The organism is Promicromonospora thailandica (genome assembly GCF_024171955.1).
GTDB classification, from domain to species: domain Bacteria; phylum Actinomycetota; class Actinomycetes; order Actinomycetales; family Cellulomonadaceae; genus Promicromonospora; species Promicromonospora thailandica.
Genome location: NZ_JAMTCS010000009.1, coordinates 104,335 through 130,561 on the forward strand (window position 1 = coordinate 104,335; position 26,227 = coordinate 130,561).

Here is a 26,227-nt window from a genome sequence, read left to right on the forward strand (position 1 = left end):
GTCGGTGCCGGTCGTTAGCCTTGGTGCCGTGGATCAGCCAGAAGCGGTCGGGACGGTGCGCCTGCCCTATCCGACCGGGTACCCGGTCGAGTGGGAGGCCGACGTCGTGCTGCGCGACGGGACCACCACCCACGTGCGTCCCATCCGGCCCGAGGACGCGGACGCGCTCCAGCGCTTCCAGATGGCCCAGTCGGAGCGCTCCACCTATCTCCGGTTCTTCGCGGCGCTGCAGCGCATCCCGGACCGCATGCTCACCCAGCTCGTCACGGTCGACCACGTGCGGCGCGTGGCCCTGGTCGCGGTCCGGCCCACGGGCCCGGGCGCGGCCCGTGAGGCGGGCCGAACAGACGAGCCCGCTGCAACAGCCGCCGCCGGCGAGGACATCGTCGGCGTCGCCCGCTACGACGTGATCGACGACCGCCCCGGGCAGCGGACCGCGGAGGTCGCCTTCAACATCGCGGACGCCATCCAGGGTCAGGGCCTCGGGTCGGTACTGCTGGAGCACATCGCCGCCGCCGCGCGCGAGCGGGGCGTACACCGGTTCGTCGCCGAGGTGCTGCCCCAGAACCGCGCCATGCTGGGCGTGTTCCGCGAGGCGGGCTACGCCGTCGAGCAGCACCTGGACGACGGCGTGGTGACGGTCGCCGTCGACCTCGACCCCACCGACCGGTCACGGGAGGTCATGGCCGACCGCGAGCACCGCACCGAGGCCCGGTCGATGCAGGCGCTGCTCTCGGCCCGGCGGGTGCTCCTCGTCGGGCCCGCGACCGGCGGCGGCATCGACGAGCTGCTGGCCGCGCGCGTCCGCGAGGCGCACGCCGCCGACCCCGGCGACACCGAGCTCCTGGTGCTGGGCGAGCACCTGACCTGGGCGGACCTCACCGGCGCCGACCCAGGCGCCCAGAACCAGACCCAGAACCAGAACCAGGCCCAGACCCCGTCCACCGTCGACCTCGCCGTCGTCGCCGCCCCGCCGGACGAGGTGATCGACGTCGTCGGCCGGCTGCGCGGCACGGGGGCGCGGGGCGTCGTCGTCCTCTCGGCGGGCTTCGCCGAGGCGGGGCCCGACGGCGTCGCGCGCCGCCGCGAGCTGCTGCGCACCGCGCACGGCGCAGGCATGCGGGTCGTGGGACCGGCCAGCTACGGCCTGCTCACCACCGTGCCGGGGGCGAGCCTGCGCGCGAGCCTCGCCCTCACCGCCCCGCGACCGGGGCGGGTGGGCCTGTTCAGCCAGAGCGCGCCCGCCACGGTCACGGCCGTCGAGACCGTCAAGCGCCGCGGCCTGGGCCTGTCCACGCTCGTCTCCGCGGGGCACCGGGCCGACGTGTCCGGCAACGACGTCATGCAGTACTGGCAGGACGACCCGCACACGGACGTGGCCCTCCTCTACCTCGAGACCCTCGGCAACCCGCGCAAGTTCTCGCGCATCGCGCGGCGGCTGGCCCAGGTCAAGCCGGTGGCCGTGGTCGTGGCGGGCAAGCACGGCCGCGTGGTGCCGCCCGGGCACACCGTGCGCACCACGCGCGCGCCGCGTCGGATGCTCGACGAGGTGCTCCGGCAGTCCGGCGTGATCCGCGCCCGGAACACGCACCAGCTCATGGACGTCGCCCAGGTGCTGGCCCACCAGCCGCTGCCGTCCGGCAGCCGGGTGGGCATCCTCGCCGGCTCGCCGTCGCTCGCGGCCCTAGTCACCGACGCGGTGGCCGCCGCCGGCCTGACGGTCGGCGCCGTCGAGTCGCTCTCCCCGGGCGCACCCGACGCCGAGGTCGCGGCCGCCGTGGACGCCCTCTACGGGCCCGACGTGTGCGACGCCGTCGTGGTCGTCTCCGTACCCGTGGTGCTGCCGCGTACCGACGCCATCGCCCGCGCGGTCACGCAGGCCGCCGCACGCACCGGCCGCACCACGGTGGTGAGCGCGCTCGGCCTGCACGGGCTGCCCGACGAGCTCGCCGACGGCGACGTCCGCGTCCCCGCCTTCTCCACGCCCGAGGACGCCGTCTGGGCCCTGGGCGCGGTCGTGCGCTACGCGCAGTGGAGCGCGCAGGACCACGGCAGCCCCGTGCGCCCGCCCCTGCGGGAGGGGCTGTCGGACGGCGCCGCGCGCGCCCAGGCGCGCACGCTCGTCGAGTCCCTGCTCACCGAGGCCGCGCAGCGCCCCACGGCCGAGGAGGGCGCGACGCCGGAGGGCGACCCGCCCGACGACGGGCTCCTCCTGGACCAGACCGCCGCCGCCGAGCTGCTGGCCTGCTACGGCCTGACCCTGTGGCGCTCGATCAGCGTGCGTACGGCCGCCGAGGCCGTGGCCGCCGCCGACGAGCTCGGCTGGCCGGTGGCCCTCAAGATCGCCGCCCCCGCCCTGCGCCATCGGGCCGACCTGGGCGGCGTGCGCCTCGACATCGCCGACGCCGAGGACCTCGTCGAGGACGCCGAGCGCATGCTCGCCGCGGCGTCGGCCCTGCTGCCCGCGCCCGACCCCGTGCTGGAGGTGCAGGCCATGGCACCCGCCGGCGTGGCGTGCGTGGTGCGCTCGGTCGAGGACGAGCTCTTCGGCCCCGTGGTGTCGTTCGGCCTGGCGGGCGACGCCGTCGACCTGCTCGACGACGTCACCCACGGCGTGCCGCCGCTCACCGACGTGGACGTGGCCCGCATGGTGCGCGGGGTCCGGGCCGCGCCCCGGCTGTTCGGCTACCAGGGCGCACCCGCGGCCGACGTCGCGGCGCTGGAGGACGTGCTCGCCCGCGTGTCCGTCATGGCCGACGACCTGCCCGAGCTCGCCTCCCTCGAGCTGTACCCGGTGGCGGTCGCCGAGCACGGCGCGTCCGTGCTGCACGCGACGATCCGCCTGCGCCCGGCCGAGCGCCGCACCGACGCCCCGCGCCGCGCCCTCCAGGTCTGAACGTCAGGTCTGAACGCCAGGGCTGACCGTCAGGACTGCGCCGGGTCACCGCCGAAGGCGGCGAACACGTCGGTCATGACCTCGCCGATGTCCTCCGCGCTCGTGGCGTCGTAGAACGCGCCGCCCGAGGCCGTGGCGATCTCCTCGAGCGCCCCCGTGGCCGAGGCCGCGTCGGCCCCGTACGCCACCGTGTACACCTGCACGCGGTGGTCGTCGTTGTTCAGCGCGGGATCACGCAGGTGCGTCAGCACGTCACGCAGGCCGCCCGGGTCCTTGGTCTCCTCGCCGTCGCTCAGCACCACCACGGCGTTGATCCGGTCGGCCTCGTGCAGGTCGTGCGCCTGGTCGAAGGCGGTGGTCACCGCGTCGTACAGCGCGGTGTCGCCGTCCGCCCGCAGCGCGCCGACCACGCATCCGCGCAGCTCGGCGGCCGGCACCTGCGCACAGTCCGGGTCGACGCACCCGTCGGTCTGTCCCGCCGCGCAGGCGGGCAGCTCGCCGGCCTCGGCCAGGTCGGTCGCGGGCAGCGCGCCGCGCACCTCGTCGGAGAACACCGTGATCCCGAGCCGGTCCTGCGGGGTCAGCATGCCGATCCCGAGGTTCGCGGCGTCCTGCGCGAGCTCCAGCTTGCTGGCACCGCCCGTCCCCGCGGAGTCGCCCATCGAGCCGGAGACGTCGACCACCAGCGTCACGCTCGCGCGCCGCTGGATGCCCACCCAGGCATCCAGCATCCGGTCGAGCACGTCGGCGGGCGGCGCGGGCAGCAGCTGCTGCTCCTGGCCGGGCCGCACACCGAGCGTGCCCTCGAGCACGTCGGTGGGGTGGGCGGCGTCGTCGGGGTGGCGGAAGCCGAGCTCGACGAACTTCTCCTGGGCGTCGTCCTCGCGCAGGTACGCGTAGAAGTCCTCGGCGGCCGCCCTTACCTCGCCGTCCGGCTGCCCGAGCACGACGAAGGGGTGGTCCAGCGCGAGGGACCCCTCCGTCGGGTACACGGCGGTCAGGGGGAGGTCCGGCGGGTCGGTGCAGCGCAGCTCCTCGATCTGCCCGCCCTCGGGCGCGTTGCAGTTGTACAGGTGGATGAGCTGCTCCTGGACCACGACGGCGTTCAGCGGGCGCTCGCCGTCGACGCCGTTCGCCTGCCCCTCGTCGTAGATCTCCCGCATGAAGCCGGTCGCCTCGAGCCCGTAGCGCTGGACCGACTGCTCGATGCCGTGCACGAAGCGCCCCACCGCGGGGTCGGCCACGAGGCCGTCGACCTCCGCCCAGTCGGGCTCGCCGGCGAGCGCCTCGCCGTGCCCTGCCGCCGACATGGCCGCGTAGTAGGCGGCGACGGTGGCGGCGAGGCCGGACGACGAGTTGTGCGGGTTGTCGCGACCGAGCACGAACGCGGTGTCGGTGGACAGCTCGCGCAGGCGTGCCCAGTCCTCGGCGCCCTCGGGGAACAGCTCGGCCCGGTCCGCCGTCGGGACGGCGATCGCGAGGACGCTGCTGGTCACGGGGCCGAGCCGGCCGCTGTCCGGCACCGTCTCCGGGTGGTCGGCGGACACCTGGTCCACGGACATGCTCGACGTCGGCAGCCAGACGTCGGGCCGGTTCTCGACGGTGACCGCGGGATCGACGCCCCGCCAGCCGGCGGCGAGGGCGGCGGCTGCTACCCCCGAGGTCAGCCCGGTGACCTGCACGTCCACGCAGCGTTGGCCCACGCCACGGCCGGCCTCGAAGTCCTGGGCCAGCTCGGCGACGAGCTCGTCCTTCTCCGTGGACACCGTGACGTCCAGGACCACGCAGTCCCCGGGGGCCGCGAGCCACGGCAGTGCCCCGCCCCGCAGCCCCAGGACGGCCAGCACGCCGACCACCGACGCGAGGGCGAGCACCGTGACCGGCTTCCAGCGGCGGCCGACCAGCCCGGAGAGCGCGGCACCGACCGCCCGCAGCCGGGGTTCGGCGCGGTCCAGCAGCGAGGGGGCCGGGAGCAGGGCACGGATCGTGTCGGAGGGCACAGCGACGGCGTCGCGGTGCTCGCCCGTGTCCGTGGTCTTCAGGAGCATCCCCATGGCGTCGCTCGTGCCCGACTCGATGAGGGGGCTGCCGCTGAAGCCGGGCTGGAGGGGCACGCCCCCGGTGGAGTCGATCTGCAGGTTGCCGGACGCGACCTCGTGGGCCACGACGGAGTGGTTCCACGCCCCTTCGGCACGGTCCGGGGGGTAGCCGTAGACGTCGACCTGGGCCTGGACGCGCGGGTCGACCAGGCGCAGCACGGTGAGGTCGCGCGGCGGCGCCGCGGTGCGCGGGACGCGGAGCACGGCGACGTCCGCGCCGGCGTCGTCGACGACGACGCGGGCGACGCGGGTGCGGCCGTCCGCGCGGAACGTCAGGGCCACCTGGGAGCCCTCCGCGATCACCTCGTTCCCGCGCGCCTCGCCCAGCCTGCGCAGCACGTGGTGGCAGGTCACCACCGTCCGCGGCCCGACGGCGAAACCCACGCCGGCCGGCCTGTTCCCGTCACCGACGTCGACCAGGGCGAAGCCGGGGCCGCTCATCGGTCCCCGGCCGACCACGTGAGCCGGACGGTGAAGTTGACCTCGGCCGACCCGCTGGAGACGACGACGGACGTGCCCGCGGTGAGCTTGAGACCGAACTCGACCTCCGCGGTGTCCGGCCCGGCCGACCGTGCCCAGTCCGCGAGCGTCCCCAGCACCGGCCGCAGGTCGTCCAGCGCCGCGTCGAGGGTCGCTCCGGCGCGGCCGACGACCGATCCGGTCCGGGCCGCGGGCACGAGCTCCCCGGACAGCGGCCGGGAGACCTCGACGAGGAAGGAGTCGCCGTCGTCCAACGGCATCTCGATGACCTGGATCTGACTCGACATGTCCGATTTGCCTCCACGGCCGGGTTTTTCCTGAAACTGTAGTGGGGGCCACAGCGCGCGTCTCGTCCACCTGTGCGTCATGTGGACCCGACCTCCGCGCGGATGGGAGGATTCTCCCCGTGCCCCAAGCCCCTACCGATTCCCGTGCAGACCTGACAGCCCACCTCCACCGGGCCGGCTACTACCCCGAGCTCGTCGCCGACGTGCTCGACGTGGCGCTCGCCGACGAGCAGGTGGTGTCCCACCTCGTCCAGGCCGAGACGACGTTCGACTCCGAGGTGCGCCGGCACCTGACGGTGCTGGTGCTCACGCCGACCCGCCTGGTCACCGCCCACGTGGACGACCACGCGGGCGCCGACCCCGCCACGCCCGGCTCGGCGTCCGCCACGACCGAGGTGGTGCCCCTGCGCGAGATCCGCTCCGTGGCGCTCACGCACGTGATCGCGGGCCCGGAGCGCTACCCGCACGCGGGCGGCACCCGCGAGGTCACGCTCGCGGTCGGCTGGGGGGCCGTGTCCCGCGTGGACCTGGAGCCGGCCACCTGCGTGGACCCGAACTGCACCGCCGACCACGGCCTGACCGGCCAGGTGACGCCCGACGACGTGGTGGTGCGGGTCTCCGGCGAGGCCGAGGGCGACGCCGCGGTCCGCGCCGCCGTGGACTTCGCCCGCGCCCTGTCCCGGGCCACGTCGGCGTGAGGGCTGCGTGAGCGCACCGCACCTGCCCGCCGGCCTGGTCGCGCCGACCTACGACACGACGAGCCTGGCCGCCGTGCTGCCCGCCGTCGCCGGGGCGCTGGGCCACGACCTCGCCACGGCCACGGGTCTGACCGCAGCGGGCAGCCGGGCGGCGCTCGGCCTGCCCGAGGCCGACCGCGCCGTCGTGGTGCTCGTGGACGGCCTCGGCATCCGCAACCTCGCCGAGCGCGGGGGGCACGCGCCGTTCCTGCGCGGCCTGCTGCGGGAGCGGGACGCCGACGCCGCGACGCTCACCTCCAGCTTCCCGTCCACCACCGCCGCCGGCCTGAGCATCCTCGGTACCGGCACCGCGCCCGGGCGCACGGGCATGCTCGGCTACACCCAGCGCGACCCGGCGACCGGGCGGCTGGCCGCCGTGGTGCAGTGGAAGGACCTCGGCGACCCGGCCGACGTGCAGCGGGAGCCGACCGTCCTGGAGACCCTCGCCGCGGCCGGCGTGGCGGTCTCCGCCCCGGGGCCCCGGAAGTTCGCCGGGTCCGGGATGTCGCAGGCCGCGCTGCGCGGCCCGGTGCACGTGGCGGCCGAGACGTTCGAGCAGCGGGTCGACGCGACGGCCGCCGCGCTGCGCGGGCCCGGCCCGGAGCGCCGCCTCGTCTACCTGTACCAGGGCGACGTCGACAAGACGGGCCACGGCTTCGGCTGGGACTCGTGGCAGTGGGGCGACGCGCTGGAGGCGACCGACCGCGAGCTGCGCCGGCTGCTGCGCAGCGTGCCCCGCGGCACGCTCGTGGTCGTCACGGCGGACCACGGCCAGATCCGGGCCGACCTGGGCACGCAGTGGGACGTCGCCACCGACCCGGAGCTGCGGCCCGGGGTCGCCCTGGTGGGCGGGGAGCCGCGCGCGCTGCACGTCTACGCCGAGCCCGGCACCGACCCGGCCGACGTCGCGGCGCGGTGGACGGGCCGGCTGGGCGACCACGCCGTCGTCCTGCTGCGCGAGCAGGCCGTGTCCGGCGGATGGTTCGGGCCCGTGGCCGAGCACGTGCTGCCCGCGGTCGGCGACGTCGTGGTGGCGATGACCGGTGCGGCGACCGTCGTCGACTCGCGCGTGCACTCGCCCGCCGCCCGGGCCCTGCCCGGCGTGCACGGCTCGCTGACCCCGCACGAGATGCTCGTGCCCCTTCTCGTGGCCGTCGCGTAGACCCCGTCATCCAAGGAGCGCCACCGTGGCCGAGCTCGTCTTCTTCTCCGGGACCATGGACTCCGGAAAGTCCACCCTCGCCCTGCAGACCGACCACAACTACCGGGCCCGCGGCCGGGAGGGGCTGATCTTCAGCCGCGGCGACCGGGCGGGCGAGGCGCGCGTGTCCAGCCGCCTCGGGCTGGCCGTCGCGGCCCACGAGGTCACCGACGACACCGACTTCTGGGTCGAGATCGCCGCGCTGCGCGCGTCCGGCCAGGCCGTGGACTACCTGGTGTGCGACGAGGCGCAGTTCTACTCGCCCGGGCAGGTGGAGCAGCTCGCGCGCCTGGTGGACGAGATGGAGATCGACATCTTCGCCTTCGGCATCACCACCGACTTCCGCACGCGGCTGTTCCCCGGGTCGGCCCGCCTCATCGAGCTGGCCGACCGCATCGAGGTGCTGCAGGTGCAGTCGCTGTGCTGGTGCGGTGCGCGCGCCACGCACAACGCACGCACCGTCGACGGCGTCATGGTCACCGAGGGCGAGCAGGTCGTCATCGGCGACGTGGGCGAGCGCGAGCCCGCCGAGGTGGCCTACGAGGTGCTGTGCCGCAGGCACCACATGCGGCGCATGACGGCGCTCACGGCCCGGCGCCGCTCCGTGCAGGACTCGCTGCAGGACTCGCTCTGGGGCTGAGCGCCGGACCCTCCGGTCAGATCTCGGGACGCGACCCGAAGACGATCTCGTCCCAGCTCGGCACCTGCGCGCGCGACTTGCGGCCGCGCTTGGGCGCCGGCCGTCTGGACGGCGCCTGCTCGGCCGGCGGTTTCTCGGGCGCGGGGGCCGGGTCGTCCGCGGGCGGCTGAGCGGTGTCGGCCGCAGGGTCGGACGACGTCCGGTCTGCGGAGCTCGGCGCATCCCCGGCGTCAGGGCCGACGGCGTCGTCCTGCGGCGCGTCGGCCCGCCCGGTCCGGGCGCCGGACGGCGCACCGCCCGCCGGCGCGGGGATCTCCCACTGGCTCGGCGCCTCCCACTCCAGGTCGGCGGGGGAGTCCGGCACCCGCACGGGCGGCATCGTGGCGCGCGCGCCGCCGCGGCGTGCGCCGATGTCGACCACGGCGGCGGACTGCTCTGCCGGCTCGTCGTCCGCGGGCGCGCCGGGGCCGTCCGGCTCCAGCAGGTCGGGCAGGTCGAGGCCGGGGTCCGAGCGCCGGGCCGGGCGGTGGCCGCGCCGCTCCGAGAGGTTGTCGAGCAGCAGGTCGGTGTCGTCCGGCTCGGGCGGTACCGGGCGCGACGGCTGCCCCGGTCGGTGAGGCGGCAGCGCGGACACGCCGGCCAGGGCCGGGCGGTCCTCGTCCTGCGGCAGGCCGAGCCAGCGCGCCTCGTCGTCGAGCGGCTCGACGAACCCGCCGCGCGGCTCGAGCGACCAGCGCGCCACCCGCGGTCGGTCGGCCGCCGTGAACTCGACCTGCACGATCCACGGGTGGGTGCCCTCGCGGGTGGCGGTCCACACCGCGTCGTCGGGCCGCACGCCGCGCGACCTCAGCCGCTCGTCGGCGACCTCGCCGAGGGTGGTCGCGGCGTCGTCGTCCGTGCGCACGGCCTTGGCGCGCACGCGGGAGACGGAGTGCTCGCGCTCCGAGATCACGGGGTACTCGAAGCGCCGCACGTGCTCGACGGGCAGGCCGGAGGCCTCCGCGAGCTGCTCGACGGTCTCGCCCGCACGCAGGCGCGCCTGGATCTCGCGGGGGCGCAGCGCCGACTCCTCCTGGGCCCGGATCGACTCCATGCGCGGCCGGTCGCCTCGGACGGCGGCGCGCAGGGCATCGGTGATGGGCAGGGTGCTCTGGGCGCCGTCGCGCGCGACGAGGACGAGCCGCTCGCCGTCCTCGTGCAGCCGTACCAGCTCCAGCTCGTCCATGCCAGTCCTCCCGGGGTAGTCCTGTGGGCCGAGCCTGCCACCGCGGGCCCGCCCCGCGGCGCAGGCGCGTCGGTGTGCCGCGGGATAGTGGCCCGCGGCGGGGTGCGGCAGGATGGACGGGTGATCGCACCCGTACCGCCCGCTCTGCCCGACGGCGTCACCGTCACCGCCCTCCGCGACCTCGCCGTCCGCCTCGCGACGGCGGCGGGCGCCCTGGTCCGCGAGGGCAGACCGGAGCGGGTGGTCGTGGCGGCGACCAAGTCGAGCGTCGTGGACCCGGTCACCGTCATGGACCGCGCCTCGGAGGACCTGCTGCGCGAGATGCTCGCGGCCGAGCGGCCCGACGACGCGATCATGGGCGAGGAGGGCGACGACCGCCCCGGCACCAGCGGCCTGACCTGGGTGCTCGACCCCATCGACGGCACGGTGAACTACCTGTACGGGGTGGCGTCGTGGGCGGTGTCGGTGGCCGTGGTGGCGGGCCCGCCCGACCCGGCCTCCTGGACGGTGCTGGCCGGCTGCGTGCACAGCGTGACCGACGGGCGCACGTGGTCGGCGGGGCTTGGCGAGGGGGCCACGCGCGACGGCGAGCCGGTCCGCGTGGGCTCCGCCGCGTCGCTGGCCACCGCCCTCGTGGGCACGGGCTTCGGGTACGACGCCGGCCGCCGGGCCCAGCAGGCCCAGGTGCTGGCCCAGGTGCTGCCGCGGATCCGCGACATCCGCCGGCTCGGCTCCGCGGCGATCGACCTGTGCCTGCTGGCGGACGGCTCGCTCGACCTCTACTACGAGCGCGGCCTGAACCCGTGGGACATGGCGGCGGGCGCCGTCGTGGCGACCGAGGCGGGCGCGACGGTCGCCGGCCTGCGCGGCGCGCCGGCGGGCACCGCGATGCTCGTCGCGGGCGCCGAGCACCTCGTCGCCGAGCTCACCCCGATCCTCGAGGAGGCCGACGCCGACGGGGGCGCGGACGGGGGCACGAAGGGGTCTTCGGCGCCCGGATTCGGGTGATCTTTTTCTGACACGGACTGTGACGTGCGCCCGCCCCGGGCGGCGTCCGGATACCGGTCTGAAAGGCGTCGATGCAGGTCAGAGCGTGCGTGACCGGGGTTACACCGGTACATGTAGCGCGCCTGACAGAAATGGTGCACAATCCGTGGGCCGACTCGGGAACAAATCCGGGGCCGCATGCATTATCAGCGCGTACACCCGCTGAGGGCGCCGTCCCGCGGCGCTGTGCGGAGTCCCGGCCGGGGCGGCGTCGACCCCGGATGGTCCGAAGTCCGGCGCGACCACCTACCGACGGAGAACACCACATGGCAACTGACTACGACGCCCCACGCAAGACCGATGAGGATGTCGAGCAGGACTCGATCCAGGAGCTGCAGGCACGTCGTTCTGACAAGTCCTCGGGCGTTGTGGACGAGGACGAGACCGAGGCGGCCGAGGGCTTCGAGCTCCCGGGTGCCGACCTGTCGGGCGAGGAGCTCGCCGTACGTGTGCTGCCGCGTCAGGCGGACGAGTTCACGTGCTCCAGCTGTTTCCTCGTGCACCACCGCAGCCAGCTGGCCTACGAGAAGGCCGGTCAGATGATCTGCACGGAGTGCGCCGCCTGATCCACCAGGCAACGGCGTACCCCGTCGAGCACAGGCGGGTACTGACGACACGACCGGGCTGTCATGCGAAGCGTGGCAGCCTTCGTCGTACCCGGGGGCGGGCCGGTGCCCGCTCAGCCCTCCAGCGCCCGGACCAGCAGCTCCGGCCGGCGGGTGGAGACCAGCCAGTACGGGGTCGGGTCCGCGGGGTCATCGAGCGCGACCCGCACCCCGGTGCGGGCCCACGCCCGCAGGCACACGTAGGCGCGCGCGTCGAGGCCCGGTCCGAGCTCGTGCCGCATCGCGGTCACGTCCAGGGCCTGCGCGGCGCCGAGCAGCGCGACCGGGATGCGGGCGCTCCCGGCGCGCAGGACGCCGTCGGACACCTCGACCACCGGCGAGGTCGCCGCCAGGGCGGCCGCCGAGCCGAGGCACACCACGAGGCCGGTGACCGCCGCGGCCACGGCGTGCACGGGCCACAGCGCGATCGCCACGATGACGCCCAGACCGACCGTGCCGAGCCAGCCGCCGGGACCGGGCAGGAGACGCTCGTGGAAGGTGAGGGTGGTCGCCGTCATGTGCACATCATCCCAGCCCCGGGGGGCCGCCCCGACACCTCGCGCGACACCTCTCGCGGCGGCGCGCCCCGAGGTGGCGTACTCTTCCGGCGTGCCCACCCCCGAGACCACCGCTGACGGCAGCACGGTCGACGTGCTCATCCGGCTCCTCGACGACGTCCCCGTCCCGTCCTACGCGCACCCCGGCGACGCCGGGGCCGACCTGGTGACGACGATCGACGTCGAGATCCCGCCCCAGGGGCGGGTGATGGTCCCCACGGGCGTCTCGATAGCGCTGCCCGACGGCTATGCGGCGTTCGTGCACCCCCGGTCCGGTCTGGCGGCGAAGCACGGCGTGACGATCGTGAACGCTCCGGGCACCGTGGACGCGGGGTACCGCGGCGAGATCAAGGTCACGCTGCTCAACACCGACGCCACACAGGCCGTGAAGCTGGCCCGCGGCGACCGGGTGGCGCAGCTCGTGGTCCAGCGGGTCGAGCGCGCGAGGTTCCTGCAGGCCGAGACGCTGCCGGGCTCGCACCGCGGCGACGGCGGCTTCGGCTCGAGCGGCGGTTTCGCCGGACGCTGACTTCCGTACCGGCCGCGGGCCGGACGGGTCTAGGCTGTAGGTAACGAGCGGATAACAACGCGTGGGGCGCCGTCGTGTGCGGCTGACCGTGCACGCAGGTGAGCGGCCCGGGCGTGGGATCCGCCGCACTGAGACGAACGAACGACGAAGGAGCGTGGCTGTGGGTCTGTTCAGCCGACGGGGCACGGCGAGCGAGCCTGCCCCGGTCGAGTGGGCTTCCGTGGAGGCCGAGCAGCAGAAGCGGCCGCACGGCCCGTTCGACCGGTCGCAGGTGGACGAGATGGGTCCCCGGGTCGACCTGGGTGCCATCTGGCTGCCGGTGATGCCGGGCCTCGAGCTGCGCATGGAGATCGACAAGAAGACGCAGAAGGTGACGGGGGTGACGGCCGCGCTGGAGGGGTCGAACCTGCAGATCCAGGCGTTCGCCGCCCCGCGCACCGAGGGCATCTGGGACGAGATCCGGCACGAGATCGCCCAGTCGGTGAGCGGCCAGGGCGGTGTGGTCGACGACGTGCCCGGGGTGTTCGGGCGCGAACTGCTGGTGCGCATGCCGGTGACCGGCCCGGACGGGCAGCCGGCGCAGCGCCCGGCGCGCTTCGTCGGCGTGGACGGCCCGCGCTGGTTCGTGCGCGGCGTGCTCGCGGGCCGGGCGGCCCTGGACGCCGAGGCGGCCAAGCCGCTCGAGTCCGTGTTCGCCAACATCGTCGTGGTGCGCGACCAGAGCCCCCGGCCGCCGCGCGACCTGCTGCCCCTGGCGCTGCCCAAGTCGGCGCGCAAGGACGGCGCGCAGCCGCCGGCGCAGGCCGCCCCCGAGAACGCGGCGCCGCAGGCGTCGGACTTCAACCCGCTGCGCCGCGGTCCTGAGATCACCCAGATCGGCTGACCCGAGGTGAGGTACTGATGTCCCTGCGTTCGGCGCTCGCGTCGCGGGTGGCGCGGACGCTCGCGTCCAACGAGCAGGTGTCGGACACCGAGGAGCGGGCCGACGCCTCGCGCAACGCGGGCTGCGCCCCGGTCGCCGCGGTGCCCCCGCGCACCCGCGGCAAGGTCGCGGGCGTGCTGCGCTGCGTGGTGCTGCACCCTCGCGAGGGCGTGCGCACGCTGGAGGCGGAGCTGTTCGACGGGTCCGGCGCGCTGAACCTGGTGTGGCTCGGCCGCCGGACGATCGACGGCATCGAGCCCGGCCGCCGCATCCGCGTCGAGGGCATGGTGAGCGAGGTCGACGGGCGCCGCACCATGTTCAACCCGCGCTACGAGCTCCGGCCCCGGCCGGGGGAGTGCGGGTGAATCAGCACCCCGCCGAGCACGGCACAATGGGGCCCATGAGCGAACCCGCACGTGGCGACGTGCCCCCGCAGTCAGAGCCGCAGTCCCCGCAGCAGGGGCAGGCCCCGGCGCGGGGCGTGCGCGCCCTCACCGGCGACGAGTTCTCGGCGGCGCAGGCCGTGGGCGGCGTGCGCGGCCTGGTCGAGGCGGTGCTGCCCGGCCTGGTGTTCGTGGTCGCCTTCGTGATCGTCAACGACCTGATGGTCCCGCTGATCGCGTCGGTGGTCGCCGCCGTGGTGCTGGTCGCGGCCCGGCTCGTGCAGCGCACGCCCGTCACGCAGGCCCTGGGCGGCCTGCTCGGCATCGCGATCGGCGTCGTCTGGGCGTGGACGTCCGGCGAGGCGGAGAACTACTACGCGGGCGGTCTCCTGCTCAACGCCGCGTACCTCGTCGTGCTGCTGGGCACGATCCTCGCCCGGCGCCCCGCCGTCGGCTACGTCGTCGAGGGGCTGCGGGCCGGCCTCACGCCGGACGCGGTGCGGGCCGAGGCGAACCGGGACCCTGACAGCGACGCGCCGTCGCCCTTCGCCGCCCTGACCGCCTGGCGGCAGGACCCGGGCCTGGTGCGCACCTACACGATCGCCACCTGGCTCTGGGTCGGGCTGTTCGCCCTGCGCCTGGCGGTCAAGACGCCGCTCTACCTGGCCGGCGACATCGCGTGGCTGGGCACGTTCCACCTGCTGCTCGGCGTGCCGCTCTGGGCGCTCGTGCTGTACCTGACCTGGTACGTCGTGCGACGCCCGAAGGCACCGGCGGCCCGGTAGGGCCCGGCGGGCCCGGCCCGGTCACCGCCGGCGCCACAGCAGCACCACCGTCACGGCCCCCGCGACGCAGGGCAGCGCCTGGAGCCAGCCCAGCGCGGGCGCGAGGCCGACGTCCCCGGACGTGTCGGTCACGGTGAGGGCCGCGACGCTCCAGCAGACCGCCCCGGCCAGAGCCAGCGCGGCTGCCCACGGTGCCCACCGCTTCCCGGCGCGCGCGGCGCCGGCGACCACGAGCCACGTGGCGACACCGAGCACGCCGACGGTGGTCAGGATCGCCAGGTAGGCGGTCACCGCGGCGTCGACCTCCGCGCCGCCGTAGGCCGGGTAGGACGCCGCGACGTGCCGGGCGAGCAGCCCCGTCGTGGCCCGGTCGACGTACGGGTAGACCGTGGCCAGCACCGTCAGGACCAGCCCGGCCACCAGGGCGCCGAGCGCGGCGCGGTGCCGGTCGGCGGGGCGGGTGGTGGTCAGGGACTCGGACATGATGCCTCCTGCGTCTGTCGTTCTGAGAGTGACTGTCTGTACGAATGTCGCTCCCAACAACCGCGAAGTCAAGGCGTTTCTGGAAGTCACTGTCAGAACCGCTACGCTCACCGCATGGCAGGACTTCGTGAGCAGTGGCGGCGCACCGCGATGCGCACCATCCAGGAGCGCGCGCTCGACCTGTTCGACGAGCGGGGTTTCGGGGCGGTCACCATCGAGGAGATCGCCGCGGCGGCCGAGGTCTCGGCGTCGTCGGTGTACCGGTACTTCGGCACCAAGGAGGGCCTGCTCGTTGCCGACGAGCTCGACACCATGAGCCCCGCCGGGCTGGCGGACCTGGTGGACCCCGCCGACCCGGTGACCAGCCTGGTCGAGGCCGTGCGCCGCTACGAGGCGCCGCAGGAGCCGGCCGGCGAGGGCCCCTGGCGCCGGGTGCGGTACTTCTTCACCGAGCCGTCCGTGCGCTCGGCCGCTCTCGCGGCCATGGACCGCGCCGCCCGCCGGATCGCCCCGCACCTCACCGACGGCCCGGCCGGGCTGGACGCCGCGCAGGCGCGCGTCGCGGCCCAGGCGCTCGCGTTCGGGTACTTCGCGGCGCTCGAGACCTGGTACGACGACGGCGGCGCGCGCCCCATCGCCGGGTACGTCGAGGACGGCCTGCGCCCGCTGCGCGCCGTCTGGGGGCGGGGCGACTAGTCCTTCGGCACCAGCAGCCGCTGCAGGGCGTCGGTGTCGGCGTCGGCGCCGGCCACGAGCAGCAGCTCGTCGCCCGCCTCCAGGGTGTCGTCGCCGCTGGGCGCGAGCGGCCGGCCGTCGCGCACGATGGTCGCGAGCGTCACGTCGGCGGGCCACACCACCTGGCCCACGCGCGTCCCGGCCACGCGCGAGTCGGCGGGCAGCGTGAGCTCCAGGATGTCGGCCCGCGACTGGTGGAAGCTGAAGATGCGCACCAGGTCGCCCACCGCGACCGCCTCCTCGACCATGGCCGTCATGATGCGCGGCGTGGACACCGCGACGTCCACGCCCCACGACTGGTCGAACATCCACTCGTTCTTCGGGTTGTTCACGCGCGCCACGGTGCGCGGCACCCCGAACTCCGTCTTGGCCAGCAGGGAGAACACCAGGTTCACCTTGTCGTCGCCGGTCGCGCCCACCACGACGTCGGCCTGCTCCGTCCCGGACTTCTCCAGGGCGGGCAGCTCGCACGCGTCCGCGAGCAGCCACTCCGCCTCGGGCACCTGCGAGACCCGCATGGCCGCGGCGCTCTTGTCGATGAGCGTGACCTCGTGGTCGTGGCTGAGCAGCTCCCGCGCGATGGACCGGCCCACCGAGCCCGCACCCGCGATGACGACGCGCATCAGTCCTCCTCGGCGGGCGGGGCGGCGGTGAGGATGCGCTCGACGTCGGCCGACGCGTCCGCCGTCATGAGCAGGTGCAGCGCGTCGTTCTCCTGGAGCACGACGTCCGGCGTCGGGAGCACCGCCGCGGTGTAGCGGGTCACGAACGCGACCCGGGCGCCCGTCGCGGCCTCGACCGCGAGCACGGGGCGGCCCACCCACCGCCGGTGGTAGTCGATCTGCGCCAGGCGCACCGTGCCGGAGGGGTCCACGTACTCGTCGGTCGAGCCCAGCGGGAGCATGCGGCGCAGCACCTGGTCGGCCGTCCAGCGCACGGTCGCGACCGTGGGGATGCCGAGCCGCTGGTAGATCTCGGCGCGGTGCGGGTCGTAGATGCGCGCCACGACGTTGTCCACGCCGTACGTCTCGCGCACCACCCGCGCCGACAGGATGTTGGAGTTGTCGCCGTCCGACACCGCGGCGAACGCGTACGTGTCCTCGATCCCCGCCTGCACGAGCGTGTCCCGGTCGAAGCCCACGCCCGTCACCTTCTTGCCGGAGAACTCCGCGGGCAGGCGCCGGAACGCGTCCGGGTTCTGGTCGATGACGGCCACGGAGTGCCCGCGGCCCTCGATCTCCTGGGCGAGGCTGGAGCCCACGCGGCCGCAGCCCATGATGACGAAGTGCACGGACGGAACGCTACCGCGCCCGCGGGCACTGCGGCGGGCGGGTCGCGACGGGCATAGAGTCGTCCAACGTGTCGGACATCGTCGATGCGGCCAAACGCCTCCTGGTCGGCCGCCCCATGCGCAGCGAGAGCCTGGGGCACACGCTGCTGCCCAAACGGATCGCCCTGCCGGTGTTCGCCTCGGACGCGCTGTCGTCCGTGGCCTACGCGCCGGACGAGATCCTCCTGACCCTCTCGCTGGCCGGGATCGCCGCGCTCGCGTTCTCGCCGTGGGTCGGTCTCGTGGTGGTCGTGGTGCTGCTCATCGTGGTCGCCTCCTACCGCCAGAACGTGCGCGCCTACCCTTCCGGCGGCGGCGACTACGAGGTGGCCACCACCAACCTCGGGCCGACGGCGGGCATCGGCGTGGCCTCGGCCCTGCTCGTGGACTACGTGCTCACCGTCGCGGTGTCGATCTCGTCCGCTGCCCAGTACGCGTCGGCCGCCCTGCCGGGCCTGCGCGGGCACGAGACGCTCGCCGCCGTCGTCGCCGTCGCGCTGCTCACCCTCGTGAACCTGCGCGGCGTGCGGGAGTCGGGCACCGCCTTCGCCATCCCGACCTACTGCTACATGGCCGCCATCGGCGCGCTCGTGGTCACCGGCGCGTTCCGCTACTTCTCCGGCACCCTGCCGCGGGCCACCAGCGCCGAGTTCGAGCTGTCCGGCGAGGCGGCGTTCGACCAGGGCCTGGTGGGCCTCGCCGGCGCCTTCCTCCTGGCCCGCGCGTTCGCGTCCGGCTGCGCCGCGCTGACCGGCGTCGAGGCCATCAGCAACGGCGTGCCCGCCTTCCGCCGCCCCAAGTCGCGCAACGCCGCCACCACGCTCCTGCTGCTGGGCGCGATCTCGTCCACGATGATCATCTCGATCCTCCTGCTGGCCCAGGCCACCGGCGTGCAGTTCGCCGAGGACCCGCACGAGCAGCTCACGCTGGACGGCCAGCCGGTCTCGGACCACTACGTCCAGATCCCGGTGATCGGCCAGCTCGCGGAGGCCGTGTTCTCCGGCTTCCCGCCGGCGTTCTACGCGGTCTCCGCCGTCACCGGCCTCATCCTCGTGCTCGCCGCCAACACGGCCTTCAACGGGTTCCCCGTGCTCGGCTCGATCCTGGGCCGCGACGGCTACCTGCCGCGCCAGCTGCACACCCGCGGCGACCGCCTCGCCTTCTCCAACGGCATCATCACCCTGGCCGTCGCGGCCATCGTGCTCGTCGTCCTGTTCGACGCCGAGGTCACCCGCCTCATCCAGCTCTACATCGTCGGCGTGTTCGTGTCGTTCACGCTGTCCCAGCTCGGCATGCTGCGGCACTGGACGCGCGAGCTGCGCACCCAGCACGACCCCGTGGTGCGCAGCCGCATGCGGCGCTCGCGGCTGGTCAACGGCGTCGGGTTCGGCCTCACGGGCGCCGTCCTGGTCATCGTGCTGGTCACCAAGTTCACGCACGGCGCGTGGATCACGCTGCTCGCGATGGGCGTGCTGTTCGTGTTCATGCGGTCCATCCGCCGGCACTACGACCGGGTGCGCGACGAGCTCGCGCTGGACGACGTCTCCGCGGCCCGCGCGCTGCCCAGCCGGGTGCACGCCGTGGTGCTGGTCTCCAAGGTGCACAAGCCGACCCTGCGGGCGCTGTCCTACGCGCGCGCCGCCCGGCCCAACGTGCTGGAGGCGGTCACGGTGGGCGTGGACCGCGAGGACGTCGACGGCCTCGTGGCCGAGTGGGACGCCCTGGACCTGCCCGTGCCGCTGCGCATCCTCGACTCGCCGTTCCGCGAGATCACGCGGCCCGTGGTCAAGTACGTGCGCTCGCTGCACCGGGAGTCGCCGCGCGACCTGGTCATCGTCTACATCCCCGAGTACGTGGTGGGCCACTGGTGGGAGCAGCTGCTGCACAACCAGTCGGCGCTGCGGCTCAAGGGCAGCCTGCTGTTCACGCCGGGCGTCGTGGTCGCGTCGGTGCCCTGGCAGCTCGCCTCGTCGCGCGGGCACACGGGTCTGGAGGGCGACACCTTCCTGCGCGGGCGGCGCATGTAGGGCGGCGGACGTCACGGCGCCGGCGGTCGGTGCGGGAGGGGGCCGTGGGAGATACTTGGGCACATGCCCCGCAACCCCGACCGCCGCACCGCGCCCGCCGACCCGGAGTCGGGCGGCCGCCCGCGCCGCCGTCCGCAGCGTTCCCCGCGGCCGGGCCGCGCCCGTCGCGTGAGCGACGTCCCGGACCCCGCGGTGGGCCGCGAGGTCGAGCTGGAGGTCGGCCCCGTGGCGCACGGCGGCCACTGCGTCGCGCGCCTGGACGGCCGGGTGGTCTTCGTCCGCCACGCCCTGCCGGGCGAGCGGGTGCGCGCCCGCGTCACCGAGGGCGGACCCACGTTCTGGCGGGCCGACGCCGTCGAGGTGCTCGAGGCGTCCGGCGACCGCGTCGAGCCCGCGTGGCCCGCGGCCGGGCCGGACGGTGCGGGCGGCGGCGAGCTGTCGCACGTCGCGATGGCCGCCCAGCGGCACTGGAAGCGCACCGTGCTGATCGAGCAGCTCCAGCGGCTGGCCCGCATCGACCCCGAGTGGCTCGAGCGCGAGGTCACGGTGGAGGCGGCGCCGGGCGACGACGAGCGCCGCGGGCTGCACTACCGCACCCGCATCGAGCTCGTGGCGGACGCCGACGGCCACGCCGGCATGCGCGCGCACCGCGGCCACCGGGTCGTGGCGCTGAAGAAGATGCCGCTCGCCACGACCGAGCTCTCGGAGTTCGCGGTGGCGGAGGACGTGTTCACGCGCCTCTGGACGCCGGGCGCGCACCTGCGGCTCGTGGCGCCGTCCGAGGGCGACCCGCTGCTGCTGGTGGACGGCGCGCCGTGGCGCCGCGGCCGTCCGGACCCGCGGGCCAACGCCCGCCGCTCGGTGTCCGAGGTCGTGTCCGGGCCGTGGGGTACGCACCGCTACCGCGTGGCGGCCGACGGCTTCTGGCAGGTGCACCGCGCCGCGCCGGCCCTGCTGACGGGCGCCGTGCTCGACGCGACCGGCGCGACGGCGGGGGAGCTCGCCGGGGCGACCGTGCTGGACCTGTACTCCGGAGCGGGGCTGTTCACGCTCCCGCTCGCGGACGCCGTCGGCCCGCAGGGGCGGGTGATCGCCGTCGAGGGCGACGAGCGCGCCGTGAAGGACGCGCGCCGCAACGCGCACGCGTTCGACCAGGTGCGGCTCGAGGTGGGCGCCGTGGAGCAGGTGCTGGCCGGGGACGTCCCCGCGGCCGACGTCGTCGTGCTGGACCCGCCGCGCACGGGTGCCGGCCGCGCGGTGGTCGACGCGATCGCCGCGCGCGACCCGCGCCGGATCGTGTACGTGGCCTGCGACCCGGCCGCCCTGGCGCGCGACGTGGGCTACCTCGCGGCGCACGGGTACACGTTGTCCGGCGTACGCGGGTTCGACCTCTTCCCGCACACGCACCACGTCGAGGCCGTGGCCGTGCTGGACCGGCGGGGCTGACGGGCAATATGGACAAAACACCCCCGTCGAGGCGCATAGGATGCGGGTCGTGCGGACAGGCATCGTGAAGCGGTGGGTGGTGGGCGGCGCGCTGGCCGTCGGGGTGGCGGCGGCGTTCGTGCTGGCCGTGGTGGTGGGCATGTTCCTCGGCGGCGGCAGCTACGTCGCGGGCGACACGGCGGTGGCGGTGCCCACGGCGATGCCGGCCGCGGCGGTCTCGCCCACGCCCGGCTCCACGCCCGACCGGGTGGCCACGGGGGAGACGGCGCTGCCCACCCCGCTGCCGACCCCGACGGCGCCGCTGCCCCGGACCGGGGCCAAGCCGGCGATCGCCCTGTTCGTGGGCGACTCCTACACGGCCGGCCAGCGGGCCTCCACGCCGGACGCCCGGTGGAGCTCGCTCGTGGCCGGCACCATGCACTGGACCGAGCGCAACGTCGCCGACGGCGGCACCGGGTTCGTGACCCGGTACCCGGGCCGCGGCCTGCTGTCCTACGCCGAGCAGCTGCGGTCCGTGAAGTACCCGAAGCGCATCGACGTGGTGGTGATCGCGGGCGGGCAGAACGACTTCGACGAGCTGCGCACCGAGCCGGGCACCGTGTTCAGGGCGGTCGACGAGACCTACGCGCTCGCCGCGCGGCGCTTCCCGGACGCGCGGATTATCGCCGTCGGCCCCTCCACGCCCTGGGCGGTGGGGCTGGAGGCCCGTGCCCTGGACAGCGCGGTGCGGGCGGCGGCCGAGCGCTACGGCGCCACGTACGTGTCCCTCATCGACCCGAACGTGGTGCGCCGCGACCACCTCGACGCCGACGGGATCCACGTGACCGACGAGGGCTACGCCGCGATCGCGCGCCGGGTCGTCACGCAGATATCTTGACGTCAAGATAAATGCGTTATGCTGGGCGGAGCAGCCCGGCCTAGGCTGGGTGAAGCCCCCTGGAACCCCCGCGACGGCTCCATCGCGCGACGACAGCGCCTCGTGAGAGCCGACGCACCGTCAGCCCCGCAAAGGAGCCAGAGTGAGCACCGTGGACACGTTCGGATCAAAGGGAACGCTGGAGGTCTCCGGCAAGTCCTACGAGATCTTCCGGCTCAGCGCGGTCGAGGGCACCGAGCGCCTCCCGTACTCGCTGAAGATCCTCGCCGAGAACCTGCTGCGCACCGAGGACGGCGCGAACATCACCGCCGACCACGTGCGCGCCCTCGCGTCCTGGGACCCGGACGCGCAGCCCGACACCGAGATCCAGTTCACGCCGGCGCGCGTGATCATGCAGGACTTCACCGGCGTGCCCTGCGTCGTGGACCTCGCCACCATGCGTGAGGCCGTGGCCGCGCTCGGCGGCGACGCGACCCGGATCAACCCGCTGGCCCCCGCCGAGATGGTCATCGACCACTCCGTGCAGATCGACGTCGCCGGCCGCGCCGACGCGTTCCAGCGCAACGTCGAGTTCGAGTACCAGCGCAACCACGAGCGCTACCAGTTCCTGCGCTGGGGCCAGACCGCGTTCGACGACTTCAAGGTCGTGCCGCCGGGCACCGGCATCGTGCACCAGGTCAACATCGAGTACCTGGCCCGCACGGTCATGACCCGCGAGGTCGAGGGGGCGCTGCGCGCGTACCCCGACACCTGCGTCGGCACCGACTCGCACACCACGATGGTCAACGGCCTGGGCGTGCTGGGCTGGGGCGTCGGTGGCATCGAGGCCGAGGCCGCGATGCTCGGCCAGCCGGTCTCGATGCTCATCCCGCGCGTCGTGGGCTTCAAGCTGAACGGCTCGATCCCGGCCGGCGTGACCGCCACCGACGTGGTGCTCACGATCACGCAGATGCTGCGCCAGCACGGCGTGGTCGGCAAGTTCGTCGAGTTCTACGGCGAGGGCGTGGCCCAGGTGCCGCTCGCGAACCGCGCCACCATCGGCAACATGTCGCCCGAGTTCGGCTCGACGGCCGCGATCTTCCCGATCGACTCCGTCACGGTCGACTACCTGCGCCTGACCGGCCGCTCCGAGGAGCAGCTCGCCCTCGTCGAGGCCTACGCCAAGGAGCAGGGCCTCTGGCTCGACGCCGACTCGCCCGAGCCGGTGTTCTCGGAGTACCTCGAGCTCGACCTGTCGACCGTCGTCCCGTCGATCGCCGGGCCGAAGCGCCCGCAGGACCGCATCGAGCTGACCAGCGCCAAGCAGCAGTTCCTGCACGACCTGCCGAACTACGCGCCCGACTTCGCGGACGTGGACGAGGCCGGCCGCGAGTCGTTCCCCGCCTCGGACTCCCCGGCGCCCGCCGCGAACGGCCGCAAGCACGTGCACGTGACCAACAGCGAGGGCAAGGAGTTCGAGCTGTTCCACGGCGCGGTCGCGATCGCCTCGATCACGTCCTGCACCAACACCTCGAACCCGTCGGTCATGCTGGCCGCCGCGCTGCTCGCCAAGAACGCGGTCGAGAAGGGCCTCGTCTCCAAGCCCTGGGTCAAGACCTCCATGGCCCCCGGCTCGCAGGTCGTCACCAACTACTACGAGAAGGCCGGCCTCTGGCCGTACCTCGAGAAGCTGGGCTTCCACCTGGTCGGCTACGGCTGCGCCACCTGCATCGGCAACTCGGGCCCGCTGGACGACAAGGTCTCCGAGGCGGTCAACGACCACGACCTGTCGGTCGTCTCGGTGCTCTCGGGCAACCGCAACTTCGAGGGCCGCATCAACCCGGACGTCAAGATGAACTACCTGGCCTCCCCGCCGCTGGTCATCGCCTACGCCCTGGCCGGCACCATGGAGTTCGACTTCGAGCACGACCCGCTGGGCCGCGACGAGGCCGGCAACCCGGTGTTCCTGCGCGACATCTGGCCCTCGCCCGAGGAGGTCGAGGCCACCATCGCGTCCTCGATCGACCGCAAGATGTTCGAGTCCGACTACGCCGACGTGTTCAAGGGCGACGAGCGCTGGGCGGCGCTGGAGACCCCCGAGGGCGACACGTTCGCCTGGGACGCGGAGTCGACCTACGTGCGCAAGCCCCCGTACTTCGACGGCATGGGCATGACGCCCGACCCCGTCACCGACGTGACCGGCGCGCGCGTGCTGGCCAAGCTGGGCGACTCGGTCACCACCGACCACATCAGCCCGGCCGGCTCCATCAAGGCGGACAGCCCGGCGGGCAAGTACCTCGCCGAGCACGGCGTCGAGCGCCGCGACTTCAACTCCTACGGCTCGCGTCGTGGTAACCACGAGGTCATGATCCGCGGCACGTTCGCGAACATCCGCCTGCGCAACCAGCTCCTCGCCTCGGAGAACGGCGGAGCGGGCGTCGAGGGTGGCTTCACCTTCAACTTCGTCAAGAACGCGCAGGACACGATCTACGACGCCGCGCAGGACTACGCCGCGCAGGGCACCCCGCTCGTGGTGCTCGGCGGCAAGGAGTACGGCTCGGGCTCGTCGCGCGACTGGGCGGCCAAGGGCACCGCGCTCCTGGGCGTCAAGGCCGTCATCACCGAGAGCTTCGAGCGCATCCACCGCTCGAACCTCATCGGCATGGGCGTGCTGCCGCTGCAGTACCCGGCCGGCCAGAACGCCGAGTCGCTGGGCCTGGACGGCACCGAGGTCTTCGACATCGCGGGCGTCACCGCGCTGAACGAGGGCGTCACGCCCGAGACGGTGGCGGTCACGGCCACGAAGGCCGACGGCTCGCAGGTCGCCTTCGACGCCGTGGTGCGCATCGACACCCCGGGCGAGGCGGACTACTACCGCAACGGCGGCATCCTGCAGTACGTGCTCCGCTCCCTGGTCGCCTGACCCGAAGTAGAACTGCAGCGAGATAGAACTGCCGCCCACCCCGGAAGGGTGGGCGGCAGCTCTCGTTCTATCTCGCTGCAGTTCTATCTCGGCGGGGTGGGTCAGCGGCCGACGTCGGACTGGCGGGCGGCCCGGATCAGCTTCGTGGCCTCCTGCGGCGTGATGAGGTCGACGTCGTCGAGCTGGTCGGCGACCTGCGTCACGTGCAGGACGAAGGCGCTGTGGCTGATCCACGCCCCGTCCGCGTCGACCAGGTCGGCGATGGTGCAGCCGTTGCCCGTGTCGACGTTGGCGACCTTGCTGTCCTTGTTGCCGATGATGACCGTCGGGCGCTCGTCGGAGACGGGGCACGCGTCGATCGTGGACCGGGACACCGAGAAGCGCAGCGTCCCGGTGCGGGTCACGTTCCCGGCGTTGTCCGTGGCCCGGTAGGCCAGCGCGTGCGCCCCCGGGTCGGTGACGTCGAACGGGCCGGTGTACTCCCGGAACGCGGTGTCGCCGAACGCGTACTCGACGAACGCCACCCCGGACTCGTCGTCCCGCGCGCTGATCGACACCGTCGCGACCTCGAGGTAGACCCCGTAGTCGTCCTGGTCGCCGTCGACCTGCGCCGACGCGATCGGCGGCGTGACGTCCGGCGGGTCCGCCCCGCCCACGACCACGACGTCCACCGAACCCGGCTCCGACGTGTTGCCCGCCGCGTCCGTGGCCCGGTACGTCAGCGTGTGCGAGCCGGTCACATCGACCAGCACGGGGTCGCCGTAGTCGGTCCAGCCCGCGCCGTCCAGGTCGTACTCGACGCTCGTCACCTCGGACGCCTCGTCCTCGGCCATCAGGTGCACGGTGGCCGAGCCGACGTACGCGCCGTCCCCGTCCTGCTCGCCCATGACGTGCGCCGTCACGGTCGGGGGAGTGGTGTCCTCCTGCGAGGGCTCCACCACGGTGAACGTCGCCGAACCCTCCTGCGAGACGTTGCCGGCGTTGTCCGTGGCCCGGTAGGTGACCGTGTGCTCGCCCGGTGCGTCGACCACCACGGGGTCCGTGTAGGCCGCGTACCCGGCGCCGTCCAGGTCGTACTCCACGCTCGCCACACCCGAGCCGGCGTCCAGCGCCGACAGGTTGACGGTCGCGGTGCCGACGTAGGCGCCGTCCTCGTCGAGATCGCCGGTCACCTCGGCCGTGACCGTGGGCGCCGTCGTGTCCTCGCCGTCGGCGGACACCACGGTGACCTCCACCGAGCCGGGCTCGGAGACGTTCCCCGCGTTGTCCGTGGCCCGGTGGGTCAGCGTGTACGTGCCCGGCTCGTCGAGCACGACCGGCTCGCCGTAGGGCACGTAGTCGCCGCCGTCCAGCGCGTACTCGACGGAGGCGACGCCCGAGGCGTCGTCCTCGGCCGCCAGGCTCACGGTGGCCGACCCGATGTAGGCGCCGTCACCGTCCTGCTGCCCGGCGACCTGCGCCGTCACGACCGGGGCCGTGGTGTCCTCGCCCGGGCCGTCGGTGACCACGAGCTCGCCCACCATGGTGCCGTGCCCCGGGATGGCGCAGAAGTACCGGTACGTGCCCGGGGTCAGCTCGACCTCGGCCTCGTAGCGGCCCCCGTTGCTGTCCAGGGGGTTGGCGAGGATGTCCAGCGTGACGTCGTGGTTGTACCCCGGCGTGCTGGTGTCGAACGTCAGCGTGTGGCTCATGGCGATGTTGTTGCCGGTCGCCGTGCTGTTCTCGAAGACGATCGTCGTCGGCCCCGCCGTCGCGGTGGCCGGCGCCGACGCGTACTGCGTCACGCTGGCGCTCGCCGTCCAGGTCAGCACCTGGCCGGCGACCTCGGCGGCGGCGCCGTCGGCCGCCGTCGCGGCCTCGGGCGCCTTCGGCGCGCTCCCGGCCGGGGGAGACCACGCGGTCACGCCCTCGTCCTTGGGCTCCACGGCCGCGGCTCCGGTCGAGGCCAGCGGCAGCGCCACGAGGGCACCGACCGCCACCCCCGCCAGGAGGCGGGACAGCTTCTGTCTCATGGGCCTACCTCTCCTGTTCGTC

23 protein-coding genes are annotated in these 26,227 nt (G+C 74.2%); 15 read left to right on the forward strand and 8 right to left on the reverse strand.

Going from position 1 to position 26,227, the window contains the following annotated elements; all coding sequences use genetic code 11:
- Positions 1-28: 28 nt before the first annotated feature.
- Complete coding sequence (locus tag APR03_RS15415) at positions 29-2,896, forward strand: bifunctional acetate--CoA ligase family protein/GNAT family N-acetyltransferase (protein ID WP_253837009.1); 2,868 nt, start codon at positions 29-31, stop codon at positions 2,894-2,896.
- 29 nt (positions 2,897-2,925) lie between these two features.
- Here the strand turns inward: APR03_RS15415 and APR03_RS15420 are convergent, their stop codons facing one another.
- Both APR03_RS15420 and APR03_RS15425 read right to left on the reverse strand, forming a co-directional pair.
- Entirely contained in the window at positions 2,926-5,436 is a 2,511-nt protein-coding gene (locus tag APR03_RS15420; RefSeq protein WP_253837011.1) for a substrate-binding domain-containing protein, read from the reverse strand.
- On the reverse strand, positions 5,433-5,762 hold the full coding sequence (locus APR03_RS15425) for a CU044_2847 family protein (protein ID WP_253837013.1): 330 nt from the start codon (positions 5,760-5,762) through the stop codon (positions 5,433-5,435). Before APR03_RS15425 ends, APR03_RS15420 begins: the two co-directional genes overlap by 4 nt.
- Before the next feature lie 119 nt (positions 5,763-5,881).
- Between APR03_RS15425 and APR03_RS15430 the strand changes: the two genes are divergently transcribed.
- Genes APR03_RS15430 through APR03_RS15440 form a run of 3 tightly spaced genes read left to right on the forward strand, consistent with a single transcriptional unit; the run spans position 5,882 to position 8,340 of the window.
- A complete protein-coding gene (locus tag APR03_RS15430) occupies positions 5,882-6,460 on the forward strand; it encodes a DUF5998 family protein (RefSeq protein WP_253837014.1) in 579 nt (192 codons plus the stop codon).
- A 7-nt stretch (positions 6,461-6,467) separates the two neighbouring features.
- On the forward strand, positions 6,468-7,661 hold the full coding sequence (locus APR03_RS15435) for an alkaline phosphatase family protein (RefSeq protein ID WP_253837015.1): 1,194 nt from the start codon (positions 6,468-6,470) through the stop codon (positions 7,659-7,661).
- Positions 7,662-7,686: 25 nt separating this feature from the next.
- Positions 7,687-8,340, forward strand: coding sequence for a thymidine kinase (locus tag APR03_RS15440; RefSeq protein WP_253837016.1), 654 nt, complete (start codon positions 7,687-7,689; stop codon positions 8,338-8,340).
- A 16-nt stretch (positions 8,341-8,356) separates the two neighbouring features.
- Here APR03_RS15440 and sepH read toward each other — a convergent pair whose 3' ends face one another.
- Positions 8,357-9,565, reverse strand: a complete 1,209-nt coding sequence (gene sepH, locus APR03_RS15445) for a septation protein SepH (RefSeq protein ID WP_253837017.1) — start codon at positions 9,563-9,565, stop codon at positions 8,357-8,359.
- 120 nt (positions 9,566-9,685) lie between these two features.
- Here sepH and APR03_RS15450 point away from each other — a divergent pair, with 120 nt between their 5' ends.
- Positions 9,686-10,573: an inositol monophosphatase family protein gene (locus APR03_RS15450; protein ID WP_253837018.1), complete on the forward strand. Its 888-nt coding sequence runs from the start codon at positions 9,686-9,688 to the stop codon at positions 10,571-10,573.
- Between the two features lie 305 nt (positions 10,574-10,878).
- Positions 10,879-11,178 carry a DUF4193 domain-containing protein gene (locus APR03_RS15455; RefSeq protein ID WP_116675819.1) on the forward strand — a complete coding sequence of 100 codons (300 nt, stop codon included), beginning with the start codon at positions 10,879-10,881 and terminating at the stop codon, positions 11,176-11,178.
- Positions 11,179-11,291: 113 nt separating this feature from the next.
- Here APR03_RS15455 and APR03_RS15460 read toward each other — a convergent pair whose 3' ends face one another.
- A complete protein-coding gene (locus APR03_RS15460) occupies positions 11,292-11,735 on the reverse strand; it encodes a DUF3093 domain-containing protein (protein ID WP_253837019.1) in 444 nt (147 codons plus the stop codon).
- Between the two features lie 133 nt (positions 11,736-11,868).
- On the opposite strand from APR03_RS15460, the gene dut reads away from it, so the two are divergent.
- The 4 genes from dut (at position 11,869) to APR03_RS15480 (ending at position 14,393) form a co-directional block, all read left to right on the forward strand.
- Positions 11,869-12,303, forward strand: coding sequence for a dUTP diphosphatase (dut, locus tag APR03_RS15465; RefSeq protein ID WP_372494900.1), 435 nt, complete (start codon positions 11,869-11,871; stop codon positions 12,301-12,303).
- A 160-nt stretch (positions 12,304-12,463) separates the two neighbouring features.
- Positions 12,464-13,186, forward strand: coding sequence for a DUF3710 domain-containing protein (locus APR03_RS15470; RefSeq protein ID WP_253837023.1), 723 nt, complete (start codon positions 12,464-12,466; stop codon positions 13,184-13,186).
- 17 nt (positions 13,187-13,203) lie between these two features.
- The gene (locus tag APR03_RS15475) at positions 13,204-13,590 is read left to right on the forward strand and encodes an OB-fold nucleic acid binding domain-containing protein (protein WP_253837025.1); all 387 of its coding nucleotides are present in this window, start codon (positions 13,204-13,206) and stop codon (positions 13,588-13,590) included.
- A gap of 35 nt (positions 13,591-13,625) precedes the next feature.
- The gene (locus tag APR03_RS15480) at positions 13,626-14,393 is read left to right on the forward strand and encodes a DUF3159 domain-containing protein (protein WP_253837027.1); all 768 of its coding nucleotides are present in this window, start codon (positions 13,626-13,628) and stop codon (positions 14,391-14,393) included.
- Between the two features lie 21 nt (positions 14,394-14,414).
- Here the strand turns inward: APR03_RS15480 and APR03_RS15485 are convergent, their stop codons facing one another.
- The gene (locus tag APR03_RS15485) at positions 14,415-14,876 is read right to left on the reverse strand and encodes a hypothetical protein (RefSeq protein ID WP_253837029.1); all 462 of its coding nucleotides are present in this window, start codon (positions 14,874-14,876) and stop codon (positions 14,415-14,417) included.
- Between the two features lie 114 nt (positions 14,877-14,990).
- Here APR03_RS15485 and APR03_RS15490 point away from each other — a divergent pair, with 114 nt between their 5' ends.
- On the forward strand, positions 14,991-15,572 hold the full coding sequence (locus APR03_RS15490; protein WP_253837031.1) for a TetR family transcriptional regulator: 582 nt from the start codon (positions 14,991-14,993) through the stop codon (positions 15,570-15,572).
- Here the strand turns inward: APR03_RS15490 and APR03_RS15495 are convergent.
- Positions 15,569-16,234, reverse strand: a complete 666-nt coding sequence (locus APR03_RS15495; protein WP_253837033.1) for a potassium channel family protein — start codon at positions 16,232-16,234, stop codon at positions 15,569-15,571. The two genes, APR03_RS15490 and APR03_RS15495, sit on opposite strands and share 4 nt — an antisense overlap.
- Positions 16,234-16,887: a potassium channel family protein gene (locus APR03_RS15500; RefSeq protein WP_253837228.1), complete on the reverse strand. Its 654-nt coding sequence runs from the start codon at positions 16,885-16,887 to the stop codon at positions 16,234-16,236. Before APR03_RS15500 ends, APR03_RS15495 begins: the two co-directional genes overlap by 1 nt.
- 83 nt (positions 16,888-16,970) lie before the next feature.
- On the opposite strand from APR03_RS15500, the gene APR03_RS15505 reads away from it, so the two are divergent.
- From APR03_RS15505 to acnA, 4 genes are all read left to right on the forward strand, one after another.
- Complete coding sequence (locus APR03_RS15505) at positions 16,971-18,968, forward strand: APC family permease (protein ID WP_253837034.1); 1,998 nt, start codon at positions 16,971-16,973, stop codon at positions 18,966-18,968.
- 63 nt (positions 18,969-19,031) lie between these two features.
- Positions 19,032-20,414, forward strand: coding sequence for a class I SAM-dependent RNA methyltransferase (locus APR03_RS15510; RefSeq protein WP_253837036.1), 1,383 nt, complete (start codon positions 19,032-19,034; stop codon positions 20,412-20,414).
- Between the two features lie 49 nt (positions 20,415-20,463).
- The gene (locus tag APR03_RS15515; protein ID WP_253837037.1) at positions 20,464-21,291 is read left to right on the forward strand and encodes an SGNH/GDSL hydrolase family protein; all 828 of its coding nucleotides are present in this window, start codon (positions 20,464-20,466) and stop codon (positions 21,289-21,291) included.
- Positions 21,292-21,433: 142 nt separating this feature from the next.
- A complete protein-coding gene (gene acnA / locus APR03_RS15520; protein WP_253837038.1) occupies positions 21,434-24,193 on the forward strand; it encodes an aconitate hydratase AcnA in 2,760 nt (919 codons plus the stop codon).
- 101 nt (positions 24,194-24,294) lie between these two features.
- Here acnA and APR03_RS15525 read toward each other — a convergent pair whose 3' ends face one another.
- Positions 24,295-26,205: a cupredoxin domain-containing protein gene (locus APR03_RS15525; protein ID WP_253837039.1), complete on the reverse strand. Its 1,911-nt coding sequence runs from the start codon at positions 26,203-26,205 to the stop codon at positions 24,295-24,297.
- Positions 26,206-26,227 lie beyond the last annotated feature (22 nt).